At 65.0% G+C, this 18,931-nt stretch carries 17 protein-coding genes; 3 read left to right on the plus strand and 14 right to left on the minus strand.

Annotated elements, in window-relative coordinates:
* Position 1: 1 nt before the first annotated feature.
* From AC5QPF_RS13550 to msuE, 5 genes are all read right to left on the minus strand, one after another.
* The gene (locus AC5QPF_RS13550) at positions 2-850 is read right to left on the minus strand and encodes an amidohydrolase family protein (protein ID WP_494963703.1); all 849 of its coding nucleotides are present in this window, start codon (positions 848-850) and stop codon (positions 2-4) included.
* Entirely contained in the window at positions 847-1,977 is a 1,131-nt protein-coding gene (gene ssuD, locus AC5QPF_RS13555; RefSeq protein ID WP_494963704.1) for an FMNH2-dependent alkanesulfonate monooxygenase, read from the minus strand. The genes AC5QPF_RS13550 and ssuD overlap by 4 nt, the downstream gene beginning before the upstream one ends.
* A gap of 61 nt (positions 1,978-2,038) precedes the next feature.
* The gene (locus tag AC5QPF_RS13560; protein WP_494963705.1) at positions 2,039-3,139 is read right to left on the minus strand and encodes a sigma 54-interacting transcriptional regulator; all 1,101 of its coding nucleotides are present in this window, start codon (positions 3,137-3,139) and stop codon (positions 2,039-2,041) included.
* 9 nt (positions 3,140-3,148) lie between these two features.
* Positions 3,149-4,333, minus strand: coding sequence for an acyl-CoA dehydrogenase family protein (locus AC5QPF_RS13565; protein WP_494963706.1), 1,185 nt, complete (start codon positions 4,331-4,333; stop codon positions 3,149-3,151).
* A gap of 9 nt (positions 4,334-4,342) precedes the next feature.
* Positions 4,343-4,909 carry an FMN reductase gene (gene msuE, locus AC5QPF_RS13570; RefSeq protein ID WP_494963707.1) on the minus strand — a complete coding sequence of 189 codons (567 nt, stop codon included), beginning with the start codon at positions 4,907-4,909 and terminating at the stop codon, positions 4,343-4,345.
* A gap of 428 nt (positions 4,910-5,337) precedes the next feature.
* Between msuE and AC5QPF_RS13575 the strand changes: the two genes are divergently transcribed.
* Entirely contained in the window at positions 5,338-5,730 is a 393-nt protein-coding gene (locus AC5QPF_RS13575) for a DUF4280 domain-containing protein (protein WP_330075935.1), read from the plus strand.
* A gap of 30 nt (positions 5,731-5,760) precedes the next feature.
* On the opposite strand, the gene AC5QPF_RS13580 is transcribed toward AC5QPF_RS13575, so the two are convergent.
* The 9 genes from AC5QPF_RS13580 to tssB form a co-directional block, all read right to left on the minus strand.
* On the minus strand, positions 5,761-6,303 hold the full coding sequence (locus AC5QPF_RS13580) for a toxin-antitoxin system YwqK family antitoxin (protein ID WP_494963708.1): 543 nt from the start codon (positions 6,301-6,303) through the stop codon (positions 5,761-5,763).
* Entirely contained in the window at positions 6,300-8,306 is a 2,007-nt protein-coding gene (gene tssI, locus AC5QPF_RS13585) for a type VI secretion system tip protein TssI/VgrG (protein ID WP_494963709.1), read from the minus strand. The genes AC5QPF_RS13580 and tssI overlap by 4 nt, the downstream gene beginning before the upstream one ends.
* Before the next feature lie 67 nt (positions 8,307-8,373).
* Positions 8,374-10,929 carry a type VI secretion system ATPase TssH gene (tssH, locus tag AC5QPF_RS13590; protein ID WP_494963710.1) on the minus strand — a complete coding sequence of 852 codons (2,556 nt, stop codon included), beginning with the start codon at positions 10,927-10,929 and terminating at the stop codon, positions 8,374-8,376.
* A gap of 2 nt (positions 10,930-10,931) precedes the next feature.
* Positions 10,932-11,957, minus strand: coding sequence for a type VI secretion system baseplate subunit TssG (gene tssG / locus AC5QPF_RS13595; RefSeq protein WP_494963711.1), 1,026 nt, complete (start codon positions 11,955-11,957; stop codon positions 10,932-10,934).
* Complete coding sequence (gene tssF, locus AC5QPF_RS13600) at positions 11,921-13,723, minus strand: type VI secretion system baseplate subunit TssF (protein ID WP_494963712.1); 1,803 nt, start codon at positions 13,721-13,723, stop codon at positions 11,921-11,923. Before tssF ends, tssG begins: the two co-directional genes overlap by 37 nt.
* Positions 13,707-14,144, minus strand: coding sequence for a type VI secretion system baseplate subunit TssE (tssE, locus tag AC5QPF_RS13605; protein WP_494963713.1), 438 nt, complete (start codon positions 14,142-14,144; stop codon positions 13,707-13,709). Before tssE ends, tssF begins: the two co-directional genes overlap by 17 nt.
* A 12-nt stretch (positions 14,145-14,156) precedes the next feature.
* On the minus strand, positions 14,157-14,654 hold the full coding sequence (locus AC5QPF_RS13610) for a type VI secretion system tube protein Hcp (RefSeq protein ID WP_494963714.1): 498 nt from the start codon (positions 14,652-14,654) through the stop codon (positions 14,157-14,159).
* 80 nt (positions 14,655-14,734) lie between these two features.
* Positions 14,735-16,228, minus strand: a complete 1,494-nt coding sequence (gene tssC, locus AC5QPF_RS13615) for a type VI secretion system contractile sheath large subunit (protein WP_494963715.1) — start codon at positions 16,226-16,228, stop codon at positions 14,735-14,737.
* Between the two features lie 58 nt (positions 16,229-16,286).
* The gene (tssB, locus tag AC5QPF_RS13620) at positions 16,287-16,865 is read right to left on the minus strand and encodes a type VI secretion system contractile sheath small subunit (protein WP_494963716.1); all 579 of its coding nucleotides are present in this window, start codon (positions 16,863-16,865) and stop codon (positions 16,287-16,289) included.
* Between the two features lie 202 nt (positions 16,866-17,067).
* Between tssB and AC5QPF_RS13625 the strand changes: the two genes are divergently transcribed.
* The gene (locus AC5QPF_RS13625; RefSeq protein WP_494963717.1) at positions 17,068-17,538 is read left to right on the plus strand and encodes a type VI secretion protein; all 471 of its coding nucleotides are present in this window, start codon (positions 17,068-17,070) and stop codon (positions 17,536-17,538) included.
* 49 nt (positions 17,539-17,587) lie between these two features.
* Positions 17,588-18,928 (plus strand): type VI secretion system baseplate subunit TssK, encoded by a 1,341-nt coding sequence (gene tssK, locus AC5QPF_RS13630; protein ID WP_494963718.1) that lies wholly within the window; start codon positions 17,588-17,590, stop codon positions 18,926-18,928.
* Positions 18,929-18,931 lie beyond the last annotated feature (3 nt).

Here is an 18,931-nt window from a genome sequence, read left to right on the forward strand (position 1 = left end):
ATCAAGCGAGCCCGAACAGCCTCACCCCATTGCCATAGAAGAACTTCTCCACCACCTCATCCCTGAACCCCAGCCGCTGCGCATCCTCGATGCTCTGCCCGATCGGCCGGAAGGTGTACGACGAACCGAACAGCAACTGATCCGCCAGGAAGCCGTTGGCTGCCTGCACATACCCCTCGCTGCCGGCCTGGAACAGGTACATGTCCGGCACCAGGTGAATGTTCTCGTAACGGAACGCCAGGCCGATCGCTTGCTGCACATTCGGCCAGTAGCCATGGCTGACCACGATCTTCAACTGCGGAAACGCCCGTGCCACTGCGGCCAGGCGCCCGGGATCGTTGTACGCCGGGTCCGGCGTGGTTGGCCCGCTCATGATGAACAGCGGCACGCCGCGCTTCTCCAGGTGCTCGTAGACCGGCCAGTACAGCCGATCGTCCGGATGCCGCGCCGGTTCGGCGAAGCCGGGTTCCAGGTCGATGCCGGCCAGGCCCAGCACATCGATGGCCCGGTCGATCTCGGCGAGGGCGCCTTCGATGCCCTGCAGCACCGGCTCGATCGCGCCGATGCCGAGCAGTTCGGCCTGCCCGTGCACCACGCTATGGATCAGGTCATTGGACAGGTGCTGCCCCGGCGTATGCCGGCCCACCACCACGGCCTTGTCCAACCCGGCCTCGCGAATTTCGCCGAGGAAGCCTTCCTGGGTCAGCGAACGCTCGAAATGGTTGTCCGCGCCACGGGTGCCGACCCGGCGGTTGAGCCAGCGTGCGGTGTCATGCTCGGGCGAGCCCGGCACGCCACCGAAGAATGGGTGCAGGTACGCCGGGCGGCAGCGCAGGTCGATGATCTTCATGCCGCCTGCTCCTTGCCTGCCCGCACATCGAAGGCGCCACCGGTGAAGGCACCGTCCACGGTGACCTTGCCCTTGCCCGGCAGCAGCGGGAACACCAGTTCGGCGAAGCGATAGGCCTCTTCCAGATGCGGATAGCCGGACAGCACGAAGCTGTCGACGCCCAACCCGGCGTATTCCAGCAGGCGTGCGGCGACGGTCTCGGCATCGCCCACCAGCGCGGTGCCGGCACCACCGCGTACCAGGCCGACGCCAGCCCACAGATTAGGCGCCACTTCCAGCTTGTTGCGGTCGCCGCCATGCAGGGCAGCCATGCGCCGCTGACCCTCGGAGTCCATCTTCGCGTAGTTGGCTTGGGCGGCGGCGATAGTGGCGTCGTCCAGATGACTGATCAGTTCGTCGGCAGCAGCCCAGGCGGCTTCTTCGGTCTCGCGCACGATCACGTGCAGGCGCACGCCGAAACGTACCGTCCTGCCGTGCTGCGCGGCGCGGGCACGGACGTCGGCGATTTTCTCGGCCACCGCTGCCGGCGGCTCGCCCCAGGTCAGGTAGGCATCCACATGCTTGGCCGCCAGTTCATGGGCGGCCGGCGAGGAGCCACCGAAATACAGCGGCGGGTAGGGCTGCTGCACCGGCGGGAAGAAGTTCTGCGCACCTTCGACCTTGAGGTGCTTGCCCTCGAAATCGACGGTTTCGCCTTGGAGCAGGCGACGCCAGATGGTCAGAAACTCGTCCGAGGCTTCGTAGCGCTCGTCATGGTGGAGGAACACACCGTCGGCGGCCAGTTCGGTGGCGTCGCCGCCAGGCACCACGTTGAGCAGCAGGCGGCCGTTGCTGGCCTGGTCCAGGCTCGCCGCCTGGCGCGCCGAGGCGGTGGGGTTGCCGAGGGAGGTGCGCAGGGCCACCAGCAGTTTGATGCGCTGGGTCACCGGGACCAGGCTCGCGGCGGTGACCCAGGGATCCAGGCAACTGGCGCCGGTAGGGATCAACAAACCGTCATAGCCAAGCTGGTCGGCAGCCACGGCGATCTGGCGCATGTAGGCATTGGTCGCCGGGCGTCCGCTGCCGGAGTGGCCAAGGTAACGGGTGTCGCCGGAGGTCGGCAGGAACCAGAAAATATCGAGACTCATTGCAGTGTCCTTGTTGCCATCGTTAGTAGGTAGGCACGCGTAGCAAGGGATTTCTTGGAATTCAGATCGACAGGTTGATCACCCGGCCATCGAAGCCGCCGGGGGCAGGGCGGCGCTTGTTCACCACCAGCTCGCCGATGCGGATCAGGTGGGTGCGGGTGATGTTGCGCGACAGCCCCAGCAGTTGGGCGGTGTGCACCTGGTTGTAGTGGCAGAAGTGGTAGGCGGCGCGCAGCAGGGCGTCCTCGACCTTTTCGTGCAGGCCTTCGCCCTGTTCCTCGAAGAGTTGCAGCAGGGCCCGTTGCAGTAGTTCGTCGGCGCTTTCCGGGCGCGGCCGGCTGCCGTCCTCGCGCTCGATGCGCAGGTTCGACAGGTGCAGGTCCTCGGCGCGGATCACCTGGTCGCGGCACAGCAGCAGGGTGTGGTGGATGACGTTTTCCAGCTCGCGGATATTCCCCGGCCAGTCGTAGCTGGCCAGGCGCTGACGGGCTTCTTCGCTGAGGCTGACCTCGGCATAGCCGAGGCGCCGGCTGTACTCGGCGATGAAGTGCCGGGCCAGGGGCAGGATGTCGCCGGGCCGCTCGCGCAGCGGGTGCAGTTGCAGGCTGACCACGTTGAGGCGGTAGTACAGGTCCTCGCGGAAATGCCCGGCGTTGATGGCTTTTTCCAGCTGCACGTTGGTCGCCGCCAGCACCCGCACGTTGATCGGGATGCTCTTGCGCGAGCCGAGGCGCACCACTTCCCGCTCCTGCAGCACCCGCAGCAGCTTGACCTGGATCGGCATCGGCAGGTCGCCGATCTCGTCGAGGAACAGGGTGCCGCCGTCGGCCTCCTCGAACCAGCCGGCCTTGGCCGCCAGGGCACCGGTGAAGGCGCCTTTCTCGTGGCCGAACAGTTCGGCTTCCACCAGCGACTCGGAGAAGGCGCCGCAGTTGACGGCAACGAACGGCCCGTTGCGCCGTCCGCTGAGGTTGTGGATGTGCCGTGCCACCAGTTCCTTGCCGGTCCCGGTGGCGCCGATGATCAGCACGCTCGCCTCGCTGGGCGCGACCTGTTGCAGGTGAGCCAGCAGCGCTTGCGAGCGCGGATCTTCGAAGACCTGCGCGGTGGCGCGGATCGAGGTGGCCAGGGTCGGGGACGGGGGCAGGGTGAGCAATTGCATGGCGGGGCCTTATGAATAGAAGGTCGGGGTCGGGCGCGTACCGTTCAGCGCCCATTCACCGAGCTCGTGGACGCGGTAGTCCACCGGGTCGTGCAGGGTCTGGGTGCGCAGGTTGCGCCAGTGCCGGTCGAAGCGCAGGGAAGCATGGGTGGCGCGGGCGCCGGTGACTTCGAACAGGCGGTTGCAGATATCCAGGCCATGGCGGGTCGCGGCCACCTTGGCCGTGCCAATGGCCAGGGCCAGTTGCCCGCGTTCCTCGGCACCCAGGCCGGTGCCTTTGGCCCAGGCCTGGTCGAGCAGGGCGGCAGCGCGCTCGATCAGCAGGCGCACGCTTTCCAGACCGACCCAGAACTCTCCGTAGTGGCGCAGGACGTGGGGGTCTTCGCCGCTGTGCCGGGCCGTGGAGCGGAACCAGGGGCGGCTTTCGTTGAGGGTGTAGTCGCGCGCCTCGGCGAAGGCACCCTCAGTGATGCCGAGGAACAGGTTGGCGAAATGCAGCTGGGCAATCAGCGGACGCAGGCAGGCAAAAGGCGTGCTCAGGGGGCCGGGATCAAGCAGCAACTCACTGTGCTCGACGCGAACCCGCTCGAAGGTGGCGCTGCCGCTGTCGGTCTGGCGCTGGCCGATGTTGTCCCAGTCGCCGTGCAGGGTGATGCCGCTGCGCGCGCTGGGCACGGCGGCGATCAGCAGCTTGCCGCCGGCGCTTTCGTCGATGGCCGAGGCGATGAGCATTTCCGAGTCGCTGGCGCCGGAGCAGAAGCTCTTCTTGCCGGAGAACTCGCACCAGCCGTCGAAGCGCTTGACCACGGTGCGGGTGTCCAGCGGGTTGAGGGCATTGCCCCAGAACCAGTGCTTGCGCGCGGTCTGTTCGAACCATGGCTCCCACTGCTCGGGGCGGGCAAACAGGCGCACGGTGGCCAGCATCAGGTGCTGGAAGCCGAAGACATGGGCGATGGAGCTGTCGACCCGGGCGAATTCACGGGTCACTTCGAGGGTGTCGCTCCAGCTGGCGCCGAGGCCGCCGTACTGGGTCGGGATGATCAGGCCGAGCAGCCCGCTGGCGCGCAGGGCATCGCGCTCGGCTTTCGGCGTGCCACCGCGAGCGTCGCGTTCGACGGCGGTTTCGGCGAAGCGTGCCGCCAGTTCACGGGCGGTTTGCAGCGGGGTTTGCAGGTGCGCGGAAGGCAGGGTCATGGGTTGGCCTCAAGCGATCTTGCGCGGAGCAGTTTCGATCACCCCACCGAGCACGGCGGCGGCGCGCTCGGCGGCCAGGGCGATACGCGCCTGCAGGGCCGGGCTGCTGATCCGGTAGTCGTCGAAGTCGGCCTGGGCGGCGTAGACACCGATGGGCAGGGTGAGGGCCTGGAAGAAGCTGAACAGGGGGCGCAACTGGTGATCGATGACCAGCGCATGGCGCTCGCTGCCGCCGGTGGCGGCGAGCAGCACCGGGGTGTCGATCAGTGCGTCCTGGCCGATCAGGTCGAACAGGTGCTTGAACTGGCCCGGGTACGAGCCGCGGTACACCGGGGCGGCGACGATGAGCAGGTCGGCCTGTTCGATCGCAGTCAGCTGGGCTTCGACATCCGCGGGCAGTTCGCTGCGCGACAGGGCGCCACCGACCGGGCGGGCGATGTCACCGAGTTCGATGATCCGCACGTTGAAGTCCAGGTGCTGGCCGAGGGCGGCGACCAGGGCTTCGGTCAGGACCAGGGTGCGCGACGGGCGCCAGGCGCCACCGGAGACGGCGACGATGTTGAAAGCGGTGCTCATGGTTCGGATTCCTTGGCTGCGTTGATGTCCTGGCTTGAGCAAGAGCTGTTCCAGTTTTTGAAAGCCTTATGAATCAATGAGTTGTGTTGGTTTGTGGTGTGCCGGGGTGTTGGCTTGGTGGGGCAACTGTTGATTGGGTGTTGGTTGGTGAACAGTTGGTTGGGCAACAGTGACCGGGTGGAGGGAGTTTTAGGGGGAGATGATATTCAGTCCAATTATTAATAAAGATAAATTAATAACTTAATCGAATATTGAGGCGTGCGCGGACCTTGTGTGCGGGTTTACCCGCGATTGCGGTGGTGAGTTCAGCATCGCAATCGCGGGTGAACCCGCTCCCACAGGGTCCGCGTCGTTTTATCCAGATGAGGGAAATTTCCTACAGATGGGCTACAGTCGAGCTCCACACAGACCAACCCACGGAGTCAGGCATGTCGTGTCCCCAGGTCGTTACCGGCGCCTTGATGCAATGCAGCTTCGGCGCTGCACCCTGTGCCCTGAACGTGTTGCCGGTGAACCGGGTGATGGTCGGTGGCGTGCCGGCGGCGAACATCATGGACCATATTCCCCTGGTCAATATTCCCACTTTCGGCATGTGCATGAGCATGGCCAACCCCATGGTCGCTGCTGCCACCGCAGCGGCCCTTGGCGTGCTGACGCCGATGCCGTGCATCCCGGCCACCGCCGCACCCTGGATCCCAGGAGCGCCGACGGTGTTGCTCGGCAACATGCCGGCGCTGGATGCCAACTGCACGCTGATGTGCAACTGGGCGGGGGTTATCAAGATCAATTTTGCGGGGCAGGTGCAGACCTTGATTCCTTGAGGCCCTCAAGGTCAAAGCAGATCCCGGACCTTATTCCGCCCCATTGCTCCACCACCACTTCAACCGCGAAACCGGCTTCCCCGCCGCATTCAGCGGCCGCCCGTCCTCTGCATACTTCTGCCCCGGATCCAGCGCTTGGCCATTGAGGTACTGGGTCCTCATCGCCAGCTTGCCGTTGGGGTGATAACGCTGCTGCAGGCCCTCGCGCACGCCGTTGTTGTACAGCTCGCGCTCGGCCACCGCACCATCCGGGAAGTAGCTGACCGCCTCGCCATGCAGCACCCCCCGGCGATATCCCGCCGAGCGCAGCAACTGGCCGTCCTCGCCATAGAAACTGGCCACGCCCTCCAGCTTGTCATTGCTGAAGGGCAACTGCGCCGAGACCCGGCCATTGGGATGGAAGGTCTGGCTGACCCCATGCAACACCCCGCCGGCATAGTTGAGGGCGGCCTGGGGCCTGGCGTTTTCCTCGATGCGCAGCGGGCCGTTCAGCTCGCCTTCGAGCAGGCGCCCGCTGAGTCGCGAATCGCCACGCTCCAGTTGGAAGGCATCACCACGGGTCGTGGTCTTCAATTGATCTTCACCAGACCACCCTTGATGGTCAGCATGCCGCCACCGTCGACGGTCTGCTCGGCGCCGCCCTTGTTGGTCAGGCTGACCCCGGCGTCGTTGGTCATGGTGGTGCCGGCCTTGTTCTCCAGCGAGGTGCCCGCCTGGTTGGCGAAGGAGGTGCCGGCCTTCTGCGCGATGGAGGTGCTGGCCTGCACGGCGAGATCAGCGCCGCTCTTGATGCTGAAGCTGGCCCCGCTCTGCAGGGTGATCTTGCCGGTGACCTTGATGCTCAGGTCGCCATCGATGGTCAGGCTGTAGTCGCCACTGACCTTGTCGGTGTAGTTGCCGCCGGTCTTGTGGGTCTGGTCGCCGCCGACGGTGACGGTGCGGGTGTCCTTGACGTCGAGGCTGTCGCTGCCGGTCTGGATTTCCACCGTGCGCTTGCCCTTTTCCAGGGTGATGGTCTCGTCGCCTTCCTTGACTGTCCGCGTGCGCGCGTTCTTCACCGTCTGGGTCTCGTCATGGCCGATGTCTACGGTGACGTCGTTGAGCACATTGGTCTTGAAATCCTTCTGCGCCTGCAGGAAGACTTCCTCGTTGTCCTTCTTGTCCTCGAAGCGCAAGGCGTTGAAGCCGCCGCCGCCTTTCGACGAGTTGGTCTTGATCCCGGACTGGGTCTGGTTGTCCGGCAGGGTCCAGGGCAGGGTGTTGTCGCCGTTGTAGACGCAGCCGCTGACCAGCGGGCGGTCCGGGTCGCCGTCGATGAAGGTGACGATCACCTCCTGGCCGACCCTGGGCACGAACTGCATACCGAAACTCTTGCCGGTCCAGGGCAGGACCACACGCACCCAGCAGGAGCTGGTTTCGTCGCTCTTGCCTTCGCGGTCCCAGGGGAACTGGATCTTGATCCGGCCATGTTCGTCGGTCCAGATCTCCTCGCCGGACTTGCCCACCACGATGGCGGTCTGGGTGTGCATGCGTGGCTTGGACGTGGTGCGGGGCGGGCGATAGGTGGTGGCCTTGGGGATCGCCTCGAAGCGGTTGCGGTAGTGTGCGTGGCTGACGTCGTGGGTCACCGAGGTCACGACCCAGTCACTGTTCAGGCTGTCGTCGTCATGCCCGCTCAGGGTGAAGTAATGCCCGGGGACCAGCCAGCGGCAGTCGCTTTCGCCGACGAAGCGTTGCTCCTGGCTGCGCAGGCCGTCCACGCGCTGCTTGGTCAGGGCGTCGCCGCGGGATTTCTCGATATAGCCGCCGGGATGCTCGTACAAGGTCAGCGGCCCGGCCTTGGCCTCAGCCTGGCTGTAAAGCGCGGTGGTCGGTGTGGTGAAGGTGTAGTCGTTGGCCGAGTAGACCCCGGCCACCGCCTGCAGCACCAACTGCCCGGCACGGATGCCATGCAGTTCGCGGCCGCCCATGTCCTGGCCCAGGTACTTCAGGGCGGGGCCATTGGGGATCGCCGGGAAGGCGTCGTTGTTGTCGGCCAGGACCAGGGTGTGCACGCCGTCCTCGTGAGTGAAGAACCAGAAAATGCCGTCTTCTTCCAGCAGGCGCGAGACGAAGGCGAAGTCGCTTTCGCCGTATTGCACGCAGTACTCCCGCGCCGTGTAGCTGCCGGTCAGGGACAGCTTGTAGTCGCTGAAACCGTGCGCGTCGAAGATCTTCGTGGCGATGTCGGAGGTAGTGAGGTTCTGGAACACCCGGTTGTTGCTCGCCAGGTTCAGCCACCACAGCCAGGGCCGCAGCAGCAGCTGGTAGCGGTCGGCGCTGGCGTCGCCGGGCATCTGGCGGATCTCGGCCACCAGGCCATCCAGCGGGCGCTGCTTGTCGTCGTTGTGCAGGGTCGCGGTGACATGGCTGGCCACGGCGCTGGTCAGGGTCAGGGTGGTTTCCGAGTGTCCGCGCAACCATTGCGTGCCCAGGCCGTTGAGCAGCTCGGTACCGCTCAGCGACTCGGGATAGAGGTCGCTGAGGGCGCTGGCGCTCAGGGAGAGGCTGGTGTTGCTGTCGGTGGTGCGGGGCATCGGGGATTCTCGGAACGGTCAGGCGAAAACCGCGACTTTACACGGTGCTGGCAGGATCATCGCAGTTTTACTCCAGGGCCCACTCCGCCAGGGTCCCGGTGACCTGCTTCATCAACACATTCTCGATATCCCGCGCCCCCGCACCACTGCACTTGGCCAGCACTGCCTTGACGATGCCCCGGTCGAAATCGAACTGCTTGCCGGTGGCGGCCTTGTAGCGGTCGCGCAGCTTTTCCAGCTTGTGCAGGACGATGCCTTCCAGGGTCGCTTCGTCCAGCGGGTGGTAGGGCACCACCGTCATGCGTGCGAGGAACGCCGGGCGGAAGGCTTGCAGCAGGACCTTGTGCAGGCGCTCGTTGAACACTTCGCCGTCCAGCTCGGCCTTGGGTGTGTCGAGGATCAGTTCGGCGCCGACGTTGCTGGTGGCGAGCATGACGGTGTTCTTGAAGTCGACGATCAGGCCGCTGCCGTCTTCCATCACGCCCTTGTCGAAGACGTTGTAGAAGGCTTCCAGCACATCCGGGTGGGCCTTCTCGATCTCGTCCAGCAGCACCACCGAATAGGGTTTGCGCCGTACGGCTTCGGTGAGCACGCCGCCGCTGCCATAGCCGACATAGCCGGGCGGGGCGCCCTTGAGCTGGCTGACGGTATGCGCTTCCTGGTACTCGGAAAGGTTGATGCTGATGAGGTTGCGTTCGCCGCCGTACAGGGCGTCAGCCAGGGCGTAGGCGGTCTCGGTCTTGCCCACGCCGGTCGGGCCGGGGAGCAGGAACACACCCACCGGCTTCTGCGGATCGGTCAGCCCGGCGCGGTAGGCCTGCAAGCGCTGGGCGATAGTGTCGAGGGCAGCCTTCTGGCCCATTACCCGCTGGCCCATGCGCTGGCCGAGGGTGCGCACGGCATGGGCTTCGTCGGCGAGCATCTTGCCCACCGGGATGCCGGTCCAGCCGGAAATCACTGCGGCGACGATCTTTGAATCGACCTGCTCGGGCACCAGCGGGTCGTCCTGGCGGATGGCGTCGAGGCCGGCTTCCAGGCGCAGCAGTTCGGCGGCCAGGTAGTCGATGCGGCTGTCGGTGTCCGGGTCGCGCTTGTCGCTGTCGGCGTCGGCGCGCTCGCTCAGGGTCAGCAGCTCCTCGCGGGCTTCCAGCAGTTCGCGTACCGCCTCGCGTTCCTCGCTCCAGCGTGCTTCCAGCTCGCGCATGGCGTCCTGATTGACGCTCAGTTCCGCCTCCAGACCGGTGATGCGTTCACGATGGTCCTGGCCGGTGGCCTGCTCGCGACGCAGACGCTCCAGTTCTTCATTCAGGCTGTGCTGGCGATGGCGCAAGTGCTCCAGCGGTGGTGGCACGTCGTGCTGACCGAGGGCAACCCGGGCGCAGGCGGTGTCGAGGATACTGATGGCCTTGTCCGGCAACTGGCGGCCGGAAATGTAGCGGTGCGACAGCTTCACGGCATCCTGGATCGCGCTGTCCAGCACCTGCACGCCGTGGTGCTGTTCCAGCTTGGCGGCGATGCCACGGAGCATCTGCACACAGGTGGCCTCGCTGGGTTCCTCGACCTGCACCAGCTGGAAGCGCCGGGCCAGGGCCGGGTCCTTCTCGAAGTACTTCTTGTATTCCTGCCAGGTGGTGGCGGCCAGGGTGCGCAGTTCGCCACGGGCCAGGGCCGGCTTGAGCAGGTTGGCCGCGTCGCTGCCGCCCTCGGCACCGCCGGCACCGATCAGGGTGTGGGCTTCGTCGATGAACATGATGGTTGGCTTGGGCGCGTTGCGTACCGCGTCGATCACGCCTTTCAGGCGTTGCTCGAACTCGCCCTTGACCCCGGCGCCGGCCTGCAGCAGGCCAAGGTCGAGGACCCGCAGGCAGACGTCCTGCAGCGCAGGGGGCACGTCGCCGGCGGCGATGCGCAGGGCCAGGCCCTCCACCAGCGCGGTCTTGCCCACGCCCGGCGCGCCGACCAGGATCGGATTATTCTGGCGGCGGCGCAGGAGGATATCGATGCACTGACGGATCTCGCCTTCGCGGCCGATGATCGGGTCGATGCGCCCGGCCCGGGCGTCGGCGGTGAGGTCCTGGGTGTACTGCTCCAGCACCGGGTCTTCGGCGCCTTTACCGCCAGCCTTGCCGCGTTTGGCCGGGGCGTTGGCGGCGGGCTGTTCGCGGGAGTTGCGGGTCAGCTCGGCGAACTGGCCGCGCAGGCGGTCGAGGGGGATGGCCAGCAATGCCGCGGCGCTATTGAGCAACTGACTGCGCAATTCGTCGCGCTCCAGCAGGGTCAGCAGCAGTTGCCCGGAGCGGATGTTCTGTTCGCCGCGCATGCTGGCCTGAAGCACGGTTTCCTTGAGCAGGTTGACGGTCTGCGCCGACAGCGAGGGCGTGCGCGTACTGCCGCCTTTGAACAGCTCCAGGGCGCGGTTGATCTGCTCGCCCAGGGCGTCGCGCTCGACCTTGAAGGCTGGCAGCAGGCAGGCCAGGTCGCCGCCGTCGATCTCCAGCAGTTCCAGGAGGAAATGCTCGATCTCGACGAAATGATGGCCGCGCTGCAGGCAGCGCTGCGCCGCACGTTCCAGGGCATCACGGGTGTCGCTGTTCAAGCGGGCGATCAGGCTGCCGAGTTCCATGTTCAATCCTTGGTCGAGGGGCGCAGTCGGGTTTCGATTCGCTGACGATGAGCCGGGTTGCTCGCGCGTTGCAATCCGGTGTTCCAGTTCAACTGCGGGCGTTCGTCGCGCTTGAGATACAGCGGCTGTGCGCCTTCGATCTCCAGCACCAGGGTGCAATCCAGATCGGGGCCGAAGTAGAGCGCGGCGAGGTCGGCCAGCTGGCTGTGTACCTCGCTGCCGGGTAACAGGCTGTCCGCTTGTTCGGCGTTCAGCGGGCCGAACACCAGGGTGATGCCGGCGTGCTCGTCCCAGATGCGCTTGCCGGCGATGGCCGTGCGCCCGAGGCCAAGGTTGCGCCGTCCGCGACCGAGGACGCTGCGGCTGGCGGGAGGAATCTCGCACCAGGCGCCGGTGTAGGGCTCGATGCGCAGGGGCAGGGCGAAGTGATGACGGACAATGGCGGTGAACCCGGCCAGGGAGCGACGCCCGCCCGCGAGCAGGGCGGTGCGCGCCAGCAGGGCGGCATCCGGCAGTTGCTGGCGGTTTTGCAGGCCCTGCGGCAGCAGGCCGGTGAGGGCGCGCAATTGTTGGTGTACCGGGCTGGCGCCGGGTTCGGCGAAGCCGAGGGCAACGCGGTGCTTGCGCAGGGCACGATAGAGCAGGCTGAGCAGGCGGTGCTGGAACAGGTCGAGGAATTCCGCCGGCGCGTGGTCGCGGGCCAGTGCACGCTGCTGCAACCATTCCTGGAAGGCGTAGGGCAGCGGGCCGTCCGGGCCGCCGAGGCCAAACACCGGGGTGCTGAGGATCGGTCGCGGGTCGTGGGCATCGTGGGCGAGCTTTTCCACCTGGCTGGCGGGAAACACCGGCGTCAGCGGCCCGCGCAGGCGCACCGCCTCGTTCTGCGGCACGCTGCCACAACCCAGCGAGGTGGCCTTGCGGTTCTCGTGTTCGAGGATCAGCAGGGCCTGAAGCAACTCGAAACCTTCGGGCCGGCCGCGCAGGGTGTCGCTTAGAGGCTCAGGGGCATGCCAGCTTGCGGGCTCCATGTCTTGATCTCCTTGGTGGCGTCATCGGCGTCGACCAGTACCGTACTGACGTAGCGGTTGGCGGTGGCGTACAGCGAGAAGAACTGCGCCAGCACGGCGGAAAACAGCACGGTGCTGTGCCCGACGAAGTGCGCCGGGTCCAGTTGCACCCGCACTTCCAGGCCTTTGCGCCAGCCGCGCCAGGCGTCGTCACCGACATGAGCGACACGGCGCTCGCTGCTCAGGCTTTTCAGGCCATCGATCTGCCGGCTGGCGCTGGCCTCGTTGCGCAGGTTGTGCAAGGTCAGCATTTCGCGCAGGGCGTCCAGGGCCTGCGGGCCTTCCACCAGCGACAGGTGATTGAGGGTCAGTTGCGAGACCAGGCGCCAGCGTGATTGTCCGTCGAGGTGCGGCACGCCCTGCGAACTGGGCGGATTGACCAGGCGCGCGCTGGCGGGGGCTCCGGGACGTTCGAACGACAGCAAGGTGCCGGCGGCCAGGCTCTGCGCCAGGTGCCGGTTGGTGCACAGCAAGTCGGCGCTGAGGCTGAAGTTCCAGGACTGGCGTAGCGGGTCGAAGCCCGGATCGACCAGGCTCAGCAGCAAGTCGCTGCCAATGCGGTTGGGCGTCAGGCCAGTGATCCGCCGCGCATGCCAGTACAAAGCGGCGGCGCTGTTGTGCTGGCTACCGTAGTAGGGCGCCAGCGGACGCACCGTGCCGTCGCTGCCAAGGGCGCGGATGCTGCGGATACTGTGGATCTCCACGCTGTTTTCGCGGTGGCTGTCGGCGACCAGGCGGTATTCGCTGCTGCGTCCGTCCGGGCGCAACGGCTCGGAGGTTCGCCGGAACAGATTGATCGCGGGTGCGCAGCCCAGGGCGATGTCGCTGGCCTGAAGGTGCAGGTGCGGCGGCGCCGGACGGTCGAAGACCAGATACAGGTACAGGCTGTTGCCTTCGACCCGTGAAGGGTCGACCGGTACATCGAAGAAGTGGAATTTCTCCGGAAAAGCGAAGTACTCGGCCAGCAAGCGCAGGCCGGGGTGAACGCCGTCCTCGTCGGGCAGCAGGGCCTGGTCGTCGGCGAAACCCACCCCCTGCGGCAGGCCTGGCAGGCGCTGCAGCTTGTCGCGGCTGCTGCCGTTGAACACCGCCAGGGTATGGGCGCCCAGCAGGTCGTAAAGGGTCGCATTGACCATTGGCGAGGCGTCGAGGTGCAGGCGCAACTGGCGCACCTTGAGCTCGGCCCAGGACGCCTTGCCCACGCAGTCGATGCGCAGGCGCAGGGCGCAACCGGCGTCATACCGGCCGCTCAGTTCGCGGGCCTCGTCGCCGCCGAGAAGAACCGCCTCGGCGATCTGCAGCGGCCACAAGGTGGCCTCGGCGCCGGTGCGCAAATGAATGCTGTCGCCGCGGGTGGTGGTGACGAACAACGGGGTGTCCCGTGGCAGCAGGTAGCCGGTTTCCAGCGCACCCTTGGTCGGGTCCGGCTCGAAGCGCACGATGGCGCACGAGGGCAAGGGGCGCAGGGCCAGCGGATAGAGCTGTTCCAGCAGGGCGTCGCTGAACTCGGCGTAGTCGTCGTCGAGGCGGCGTTGCAGGCGTCCCGAAAGCAGGGCGAAGCCTTCCAGCAGACGCTCGACGTGCGGGTCCTGGCTTTCCCCCGGCGACAGTTCCAGGCGCCGCGCCACCTTCGGGTAGCGCTGGGCGAAGGCACTGCCAGCGTTGCGCAGCCAGGTCAGTTCACGTTGGTAGTAATCGAGTAGTTGCGGGTCAATCGAGTCGCTCATGGCGGACCTCCAGCCCCGAGTCGCCGGTCTCCAGGACAAAGGCCACCGGCCATTGCTGGCCGGCCTCGCGAAGCATGCCGCTGAGCAGGATGTTCAGATTGCGCGGTTGCCCGGCTACCAGGCGCACTTCCACCTCACCCAGACGCAGGCGGGGTTCGAAGTGGCTGATGGCGGCACGGATTTCCCGGGCGATGCGTCGGCGATCATCGCTGTTGCTGGCCTGCAGGCCGCTCCAGTCGCCGATGCCGTAGTCGAGCACGGTGGGTGGCGTACTTAGTGCCGGCCCCGCGCGGCGACTGTTGAGCAGGCGCGACAACTCCTCGCGAACCGAAGCGGCCAGGGCATGGCGGTCGAGCTGATGAGCGTCGCCCGCCGTCCCGGCCAGGCGTTCGAAGAGCAGGGGGCGCAGGCCGCTGGACATCTAGTCGAGACCTCAGCTGCCAGCCTTGTTCAGGGTCATGTCCCAACTGGTGCCCGCCACACCCTCTTTGCTGCCGTCGTCTTTCTGCGTGGTCAGTTCCCATTTGATCTTGGTGAAGTTCAGGGACATGGTTTCCACCGGCTTGCCGCCGGTACCGCCGCTGACGCTGAGGTTGGAGAGGATCACGTTGTCCAGGGTGTAGACGATGAACGGCATGATCTGCCCGTTGCTCTCGGCGGCGTTGCGGCCGATGGTGATCTTGGCCTGGGTGATGGCCTTGCCGGAGACGCAGTACAGGTTGAGGTTGGGGGTGGAGGTGTCGATGAACTTGGTCAGGGTGAATTCGCCAACGAATGGCTTGCCCGAGGTCCGCTCGGTGTTGCTGACGTCGTTGGTCACCTGCATGGAGACGCTATGGCTGAAGGACATGATCTCGATCTTGTCCTTGTAGCCCTCGATGAGCGAGTCGCCTTTGATGTCGTCGCCCAGGTCCAGAATGATCGCATCCATCGCATGAAGCTCCTGCAGTCAGAAAATTGGCAATTAAAGAAGGGGAACGACTCCCGCGGGTGTACCCGCGGGAGCGAAGGTCAGGCCGCGGCCGGCGGTGGCAGGGTGGCTACCAGACGGATCGACGCGGTCAGCTCTTCCAGCTGGAAGTGCGGACGCAGGAACACCGTGGCACGGTAGGCGCCCGGTTTGCCGGCCACCTCGGTGACGTCGATGCGCGCTTCGCGCAGCGGGTACTGGGCCTTGATTTCCTGCGGTGCGTTGTCGTTGACCAGCACGTAGTCGGCGATCCAGTTGTTCAGGAAGGTCTGCACGTTGTCGCGGGTCATGAAGCTGCCCACCTTGTCGCGCATGATCACCTTCAGGTAATGAGCGAAGCGCGACGAGGCCAGTACGTACGGCAGCATCGAGGACACCCGCGCGTTGGCGTTGGCCTCGTTGGTGTTGTAGGTGCGTGGCTTGTTGGTGGTCTGGCCGCCGAAGAACACGGCGGTGCCAGTGTTTTTCTTGTGGCACAGGGAAATGAAGCCGAGGTCGTTCAGTTCCTTCTCGCGGCGGTCGGTGATCGCCACTTCGGTCGGGCACTTCAGGCTCAGGTCGCCGGAGGCGGTCTTGAAGGTGTGTTGTGGCAGGTTGGTCAGTGCGCCGCCACTTTCGGCACCGCGGATCGCCGCACCCCAGCCGTATTTGGCATAGGCGTCGGTGATGCGTTGGGCCAGGGCCCAGGCAGCGTTGCCCCACAGGTACTGCTTGCCATCCGGGTTGCCGACTTTCTCGGTGAAGTCCATGCCTTCCACCGGCAGAGTGTCCGGGCCGTAGGGCAAGCGCAGGAGGAAGCGCGGCAGGACCAGGGACACATAGCGCGAGTCCTCGGTTTCGCGGAAATCGCGCCATGGGCCCAGTTCCAGGCTTTCGAAGACCTTCGCCAGGTCCTTCGGCACCGCCAGGTCGTTGAATTGCTTCATGTCGAAAAGCAGCGGGCTGGCTGCGGCGATGAATGGGGCATGGGCCGCAGCGGCGACTTCGGAAATCTTGCGCAGCAGCTTGATGTCCTGCGGGTGGCGGCCGAAGAAGTAGTCGCCGACCAGCACGCTGAACGGATAGCCGCCGAAGGTGCCGTATTCCTCTTCGTAGATCTTCTTGAACAGCACGGTCTGGTCGAAGTCGACGGAGCGGGTCAGGTCTTTGCTCAGCTCGTTTTGCGAGACGTTGAGCAGGCGCAGCTTGAGGCGGGTGCTGGTTTCGGTGTTGCTGACCAGCATGTGCAGACCGCGCCACGACGCTTCGAGCTTCTGGAAGCCTTCGTCGTGGAGGATCTCGTTGAGCTGGTCGCCGATCAGCTTGTCGATCTCGCCGATGCGGTGGTTGATCAGGGCGCGGGTGTCAGGGTCCTGGCCCTGGCTGACGCTGAGGGCCTTTTCGAGCACCTGGCTGGCGAACTCGGCGATCATGTCCTGGGCGTAGATCTTCTGACTTTCGTCATGAACGATCTGGCCTTCCTGGATGATCTTTTCGAGCAGGGTCAGGGTCTGGGTGCTGCCTTCGCTTTGATTCTCGGTGCTGGACGCGGGCATGGTGAAGTCTCCGGAAACAGGGGGCATGAACGGGCGGGCGATTCAGACGGCGGACCGGTTATTCGGTCTTGGTCTCCGGGGTCTCGCCGGTGTCCGCTGCATCGTTCTTGTCATCGGTGGCGGCGTCCTGCTTGGCGACGCTGGCGCCGGAGCGGGCGGCCTTGATCGCTTCGAGGTCCTTGTCGGCGCTGGCCAGGACTTCCTTGAGCAGTTCGTCGAGCTTATCGTTGCCGTCAAGCTTGGTCAGCAGGTCGCGCAGGCGCTCGCGGGCTTCGAACAGCACCTTCAGCGAGTCGACTTTCTTCACCAGGTTGATCGGGTCGAACTCTTCGATCGACTTGAAATCGAGCTTGGCGCTGAGAGTGCCGCCGTCCTTGGCCAGGGTGTTCTTGACGTTGACGGTGACGGCGGGGTTGATCGAGGCGAGGACGGTGTCGAAGTTGTCGCTGTCGATCTCGACGAAACGACGCTCGTTGAGCTTGTGCGGGTTGGGCTGGGAACCGGACAGGTCGGCGAGGATGCCAACCACCAGCGGCAGTTCCTTTTTCTCGATGGCGTTACCGGTTTCTACGTCATAAGTGATCTGCACGCGAGGCGGGCGAACCCGGTCCAGCTTGTGCTGAATACTCTCTTCCATAGTGGCGAACTCCGATGCAGAAGGCGGGCGCAATGCAACGGTTTCCCACTGATCGCATTCCCTTGCTTAAGACCGCGGCGCGGACACACTCGCGTTGGAGGATCCTGTTTTCCGCAATCACCTCAATTCGTCATGGTGGCGAATTGGCATGGATGCTATAACAGGCATGCCGAAATGCAAATAAAACTTTTATCGGATCATCATGAGTCTTAAAAAGTTCATATCTATCAAGGTTTTGGTTGTACTTTTAAGCGTTGCCAGCATTGCTGGCTGCTCGTTGTTTGGATCCAAGGTTAGTGTCGATGGAGTTACACTCGATGTTGCTTTGCGTGCAAATGATGACTCGCCCATTGCGGTGGACTTTATTGCTGTCAATGATGTTGATTTGCTCGCAAAGTTGTCTGGACTGACAGCAAAACAATGGTTTGCAACACGCGATCAATACCAGCGTGATTTTCGTCAATATCTGCACGTTTGGGGACTTGAGCTAGTACCTGGACAGTTGATTGAATCGTCAACTTTCCCGCTGGATGGAAAACCCTCGGTGGGGTTGTTGGCGTTTGCCAATTATCAAAGCCCCGGTGCACATCGTTTGCGTCTGGAAGATCAACGCAGTCTCCGCTTGAAATTCGACGCGCGGGAAATGACCCTGCTGGACCAGAACATTCGCTGAGCGCGGCGCGCCCGGCCACTACGCCAAACACAGGATGTCAAGGGAACCTATGAGCGTGCGACCTGATGTGGTCTGCTGGTACGAAGGCATGCAACTGCTGCCCCAGCATTTTCAGTTGCAGGGGCTGCGGGCCGAGGCCATGGCGGCCCACCTGGCCCAGGCTGCCAACCCCTGGTACTGGGGGGTATCCCGTTTGGCCCTGGAAAAACCCGCGCTGGTTGCCGGCAAGCTGAGGGTGCTGAGCCTGGAGGCGACACTGCCTGACGGCATGCCGATCAGCATCGAGCCGGGGCAGGGCGCTCTCGCCGAACTGGATATCGCCGAGGCGGTGGCCGCCTCCAGCACCTCGACGGTGACTGTCTATCTGGCGGTCAATCCGCTCTGGCAAGGGCAGCGCCTGCGCAGCCTGGAGGGCCGCTGGCGCTCGGCACAGAGCGAGCCGGTGCCGAATCTTGACAACCGCCTCGACGAAGAAGCCATCACGGTGTGGAAACCCAGCCCGCGCCTGGTCACCGACGCCGACAAGGCCGACACTGTGTGCCTGCCGCTGCTGCGGGTGCGCAAGGATGACGGCGGCTACAAGATGCTCGACGATTTCATCGCGCCGACTCCACGCATCCTCCCCGAATCGCCCCTGGGCCAGCGGATCTTCCAGCTCTGCGCGATGATCCGCGAGAAATGCGTGTTCCTCGGCGCGCGCCTGCGCGATGTGCAACTGGATGGTGATCCCACCAGCGCCCTGGAACTGCGCCGACAATCGTCGGCGCTGTGGGCTCGCCTGCCGGAAGTGGAGGGCGCGCTGAACAGCCGCATCGCCACTCCGCAAGGCTTGTACGGCCTGCTGTTGGGCATGGCCGGAAGTTGGTCGGTGCTCGACCCGATCCGGGGTGTACCGGCGTTCGCGCCCCTGGATTTCCTCGACCTGTACCGCGGCTATGACGAGGTCCTGCGCTGGATGGAACAGGTGCTGGGCAAGCTGCGCCTGGGCTTTCGCAGCCAGCCGTTCGAACAGAAGGGCAATGTCTACGAGATCCAGCTGCCATCCCCGGGCAGCAGCCAGAAACTGGTCATCGGCCTGCGCATGCCGGCCGGTTCGCCGGAGCAGGACGCCAGTCTGTGGCTGAACCGCACCATCATTGCTTCCGCCGCCCATGTTCCGGAACTGGCGCGTCAGCGCAGCCCGGGCCTGGCGCAGAGCGCCATGAGCCGCAAGGACCAGGTGGCCTATGGCGTCGGCGACGACACCCGCCTGTTCGTCATCGAGGCGAACGGCAAATCCTTCGATCCACAACTGCCGCTGCAGATCGTGTCCGCGGGGGGCGGAGAAACCTTCCGGCCCTGGCAGATCGTTCTGCTGATCGACGACAACCACGAAGAACAAGACGCCTGACAC

It is taken from the genome of Pseudomonas sp. Con_6, assembly GCF_059379395.1.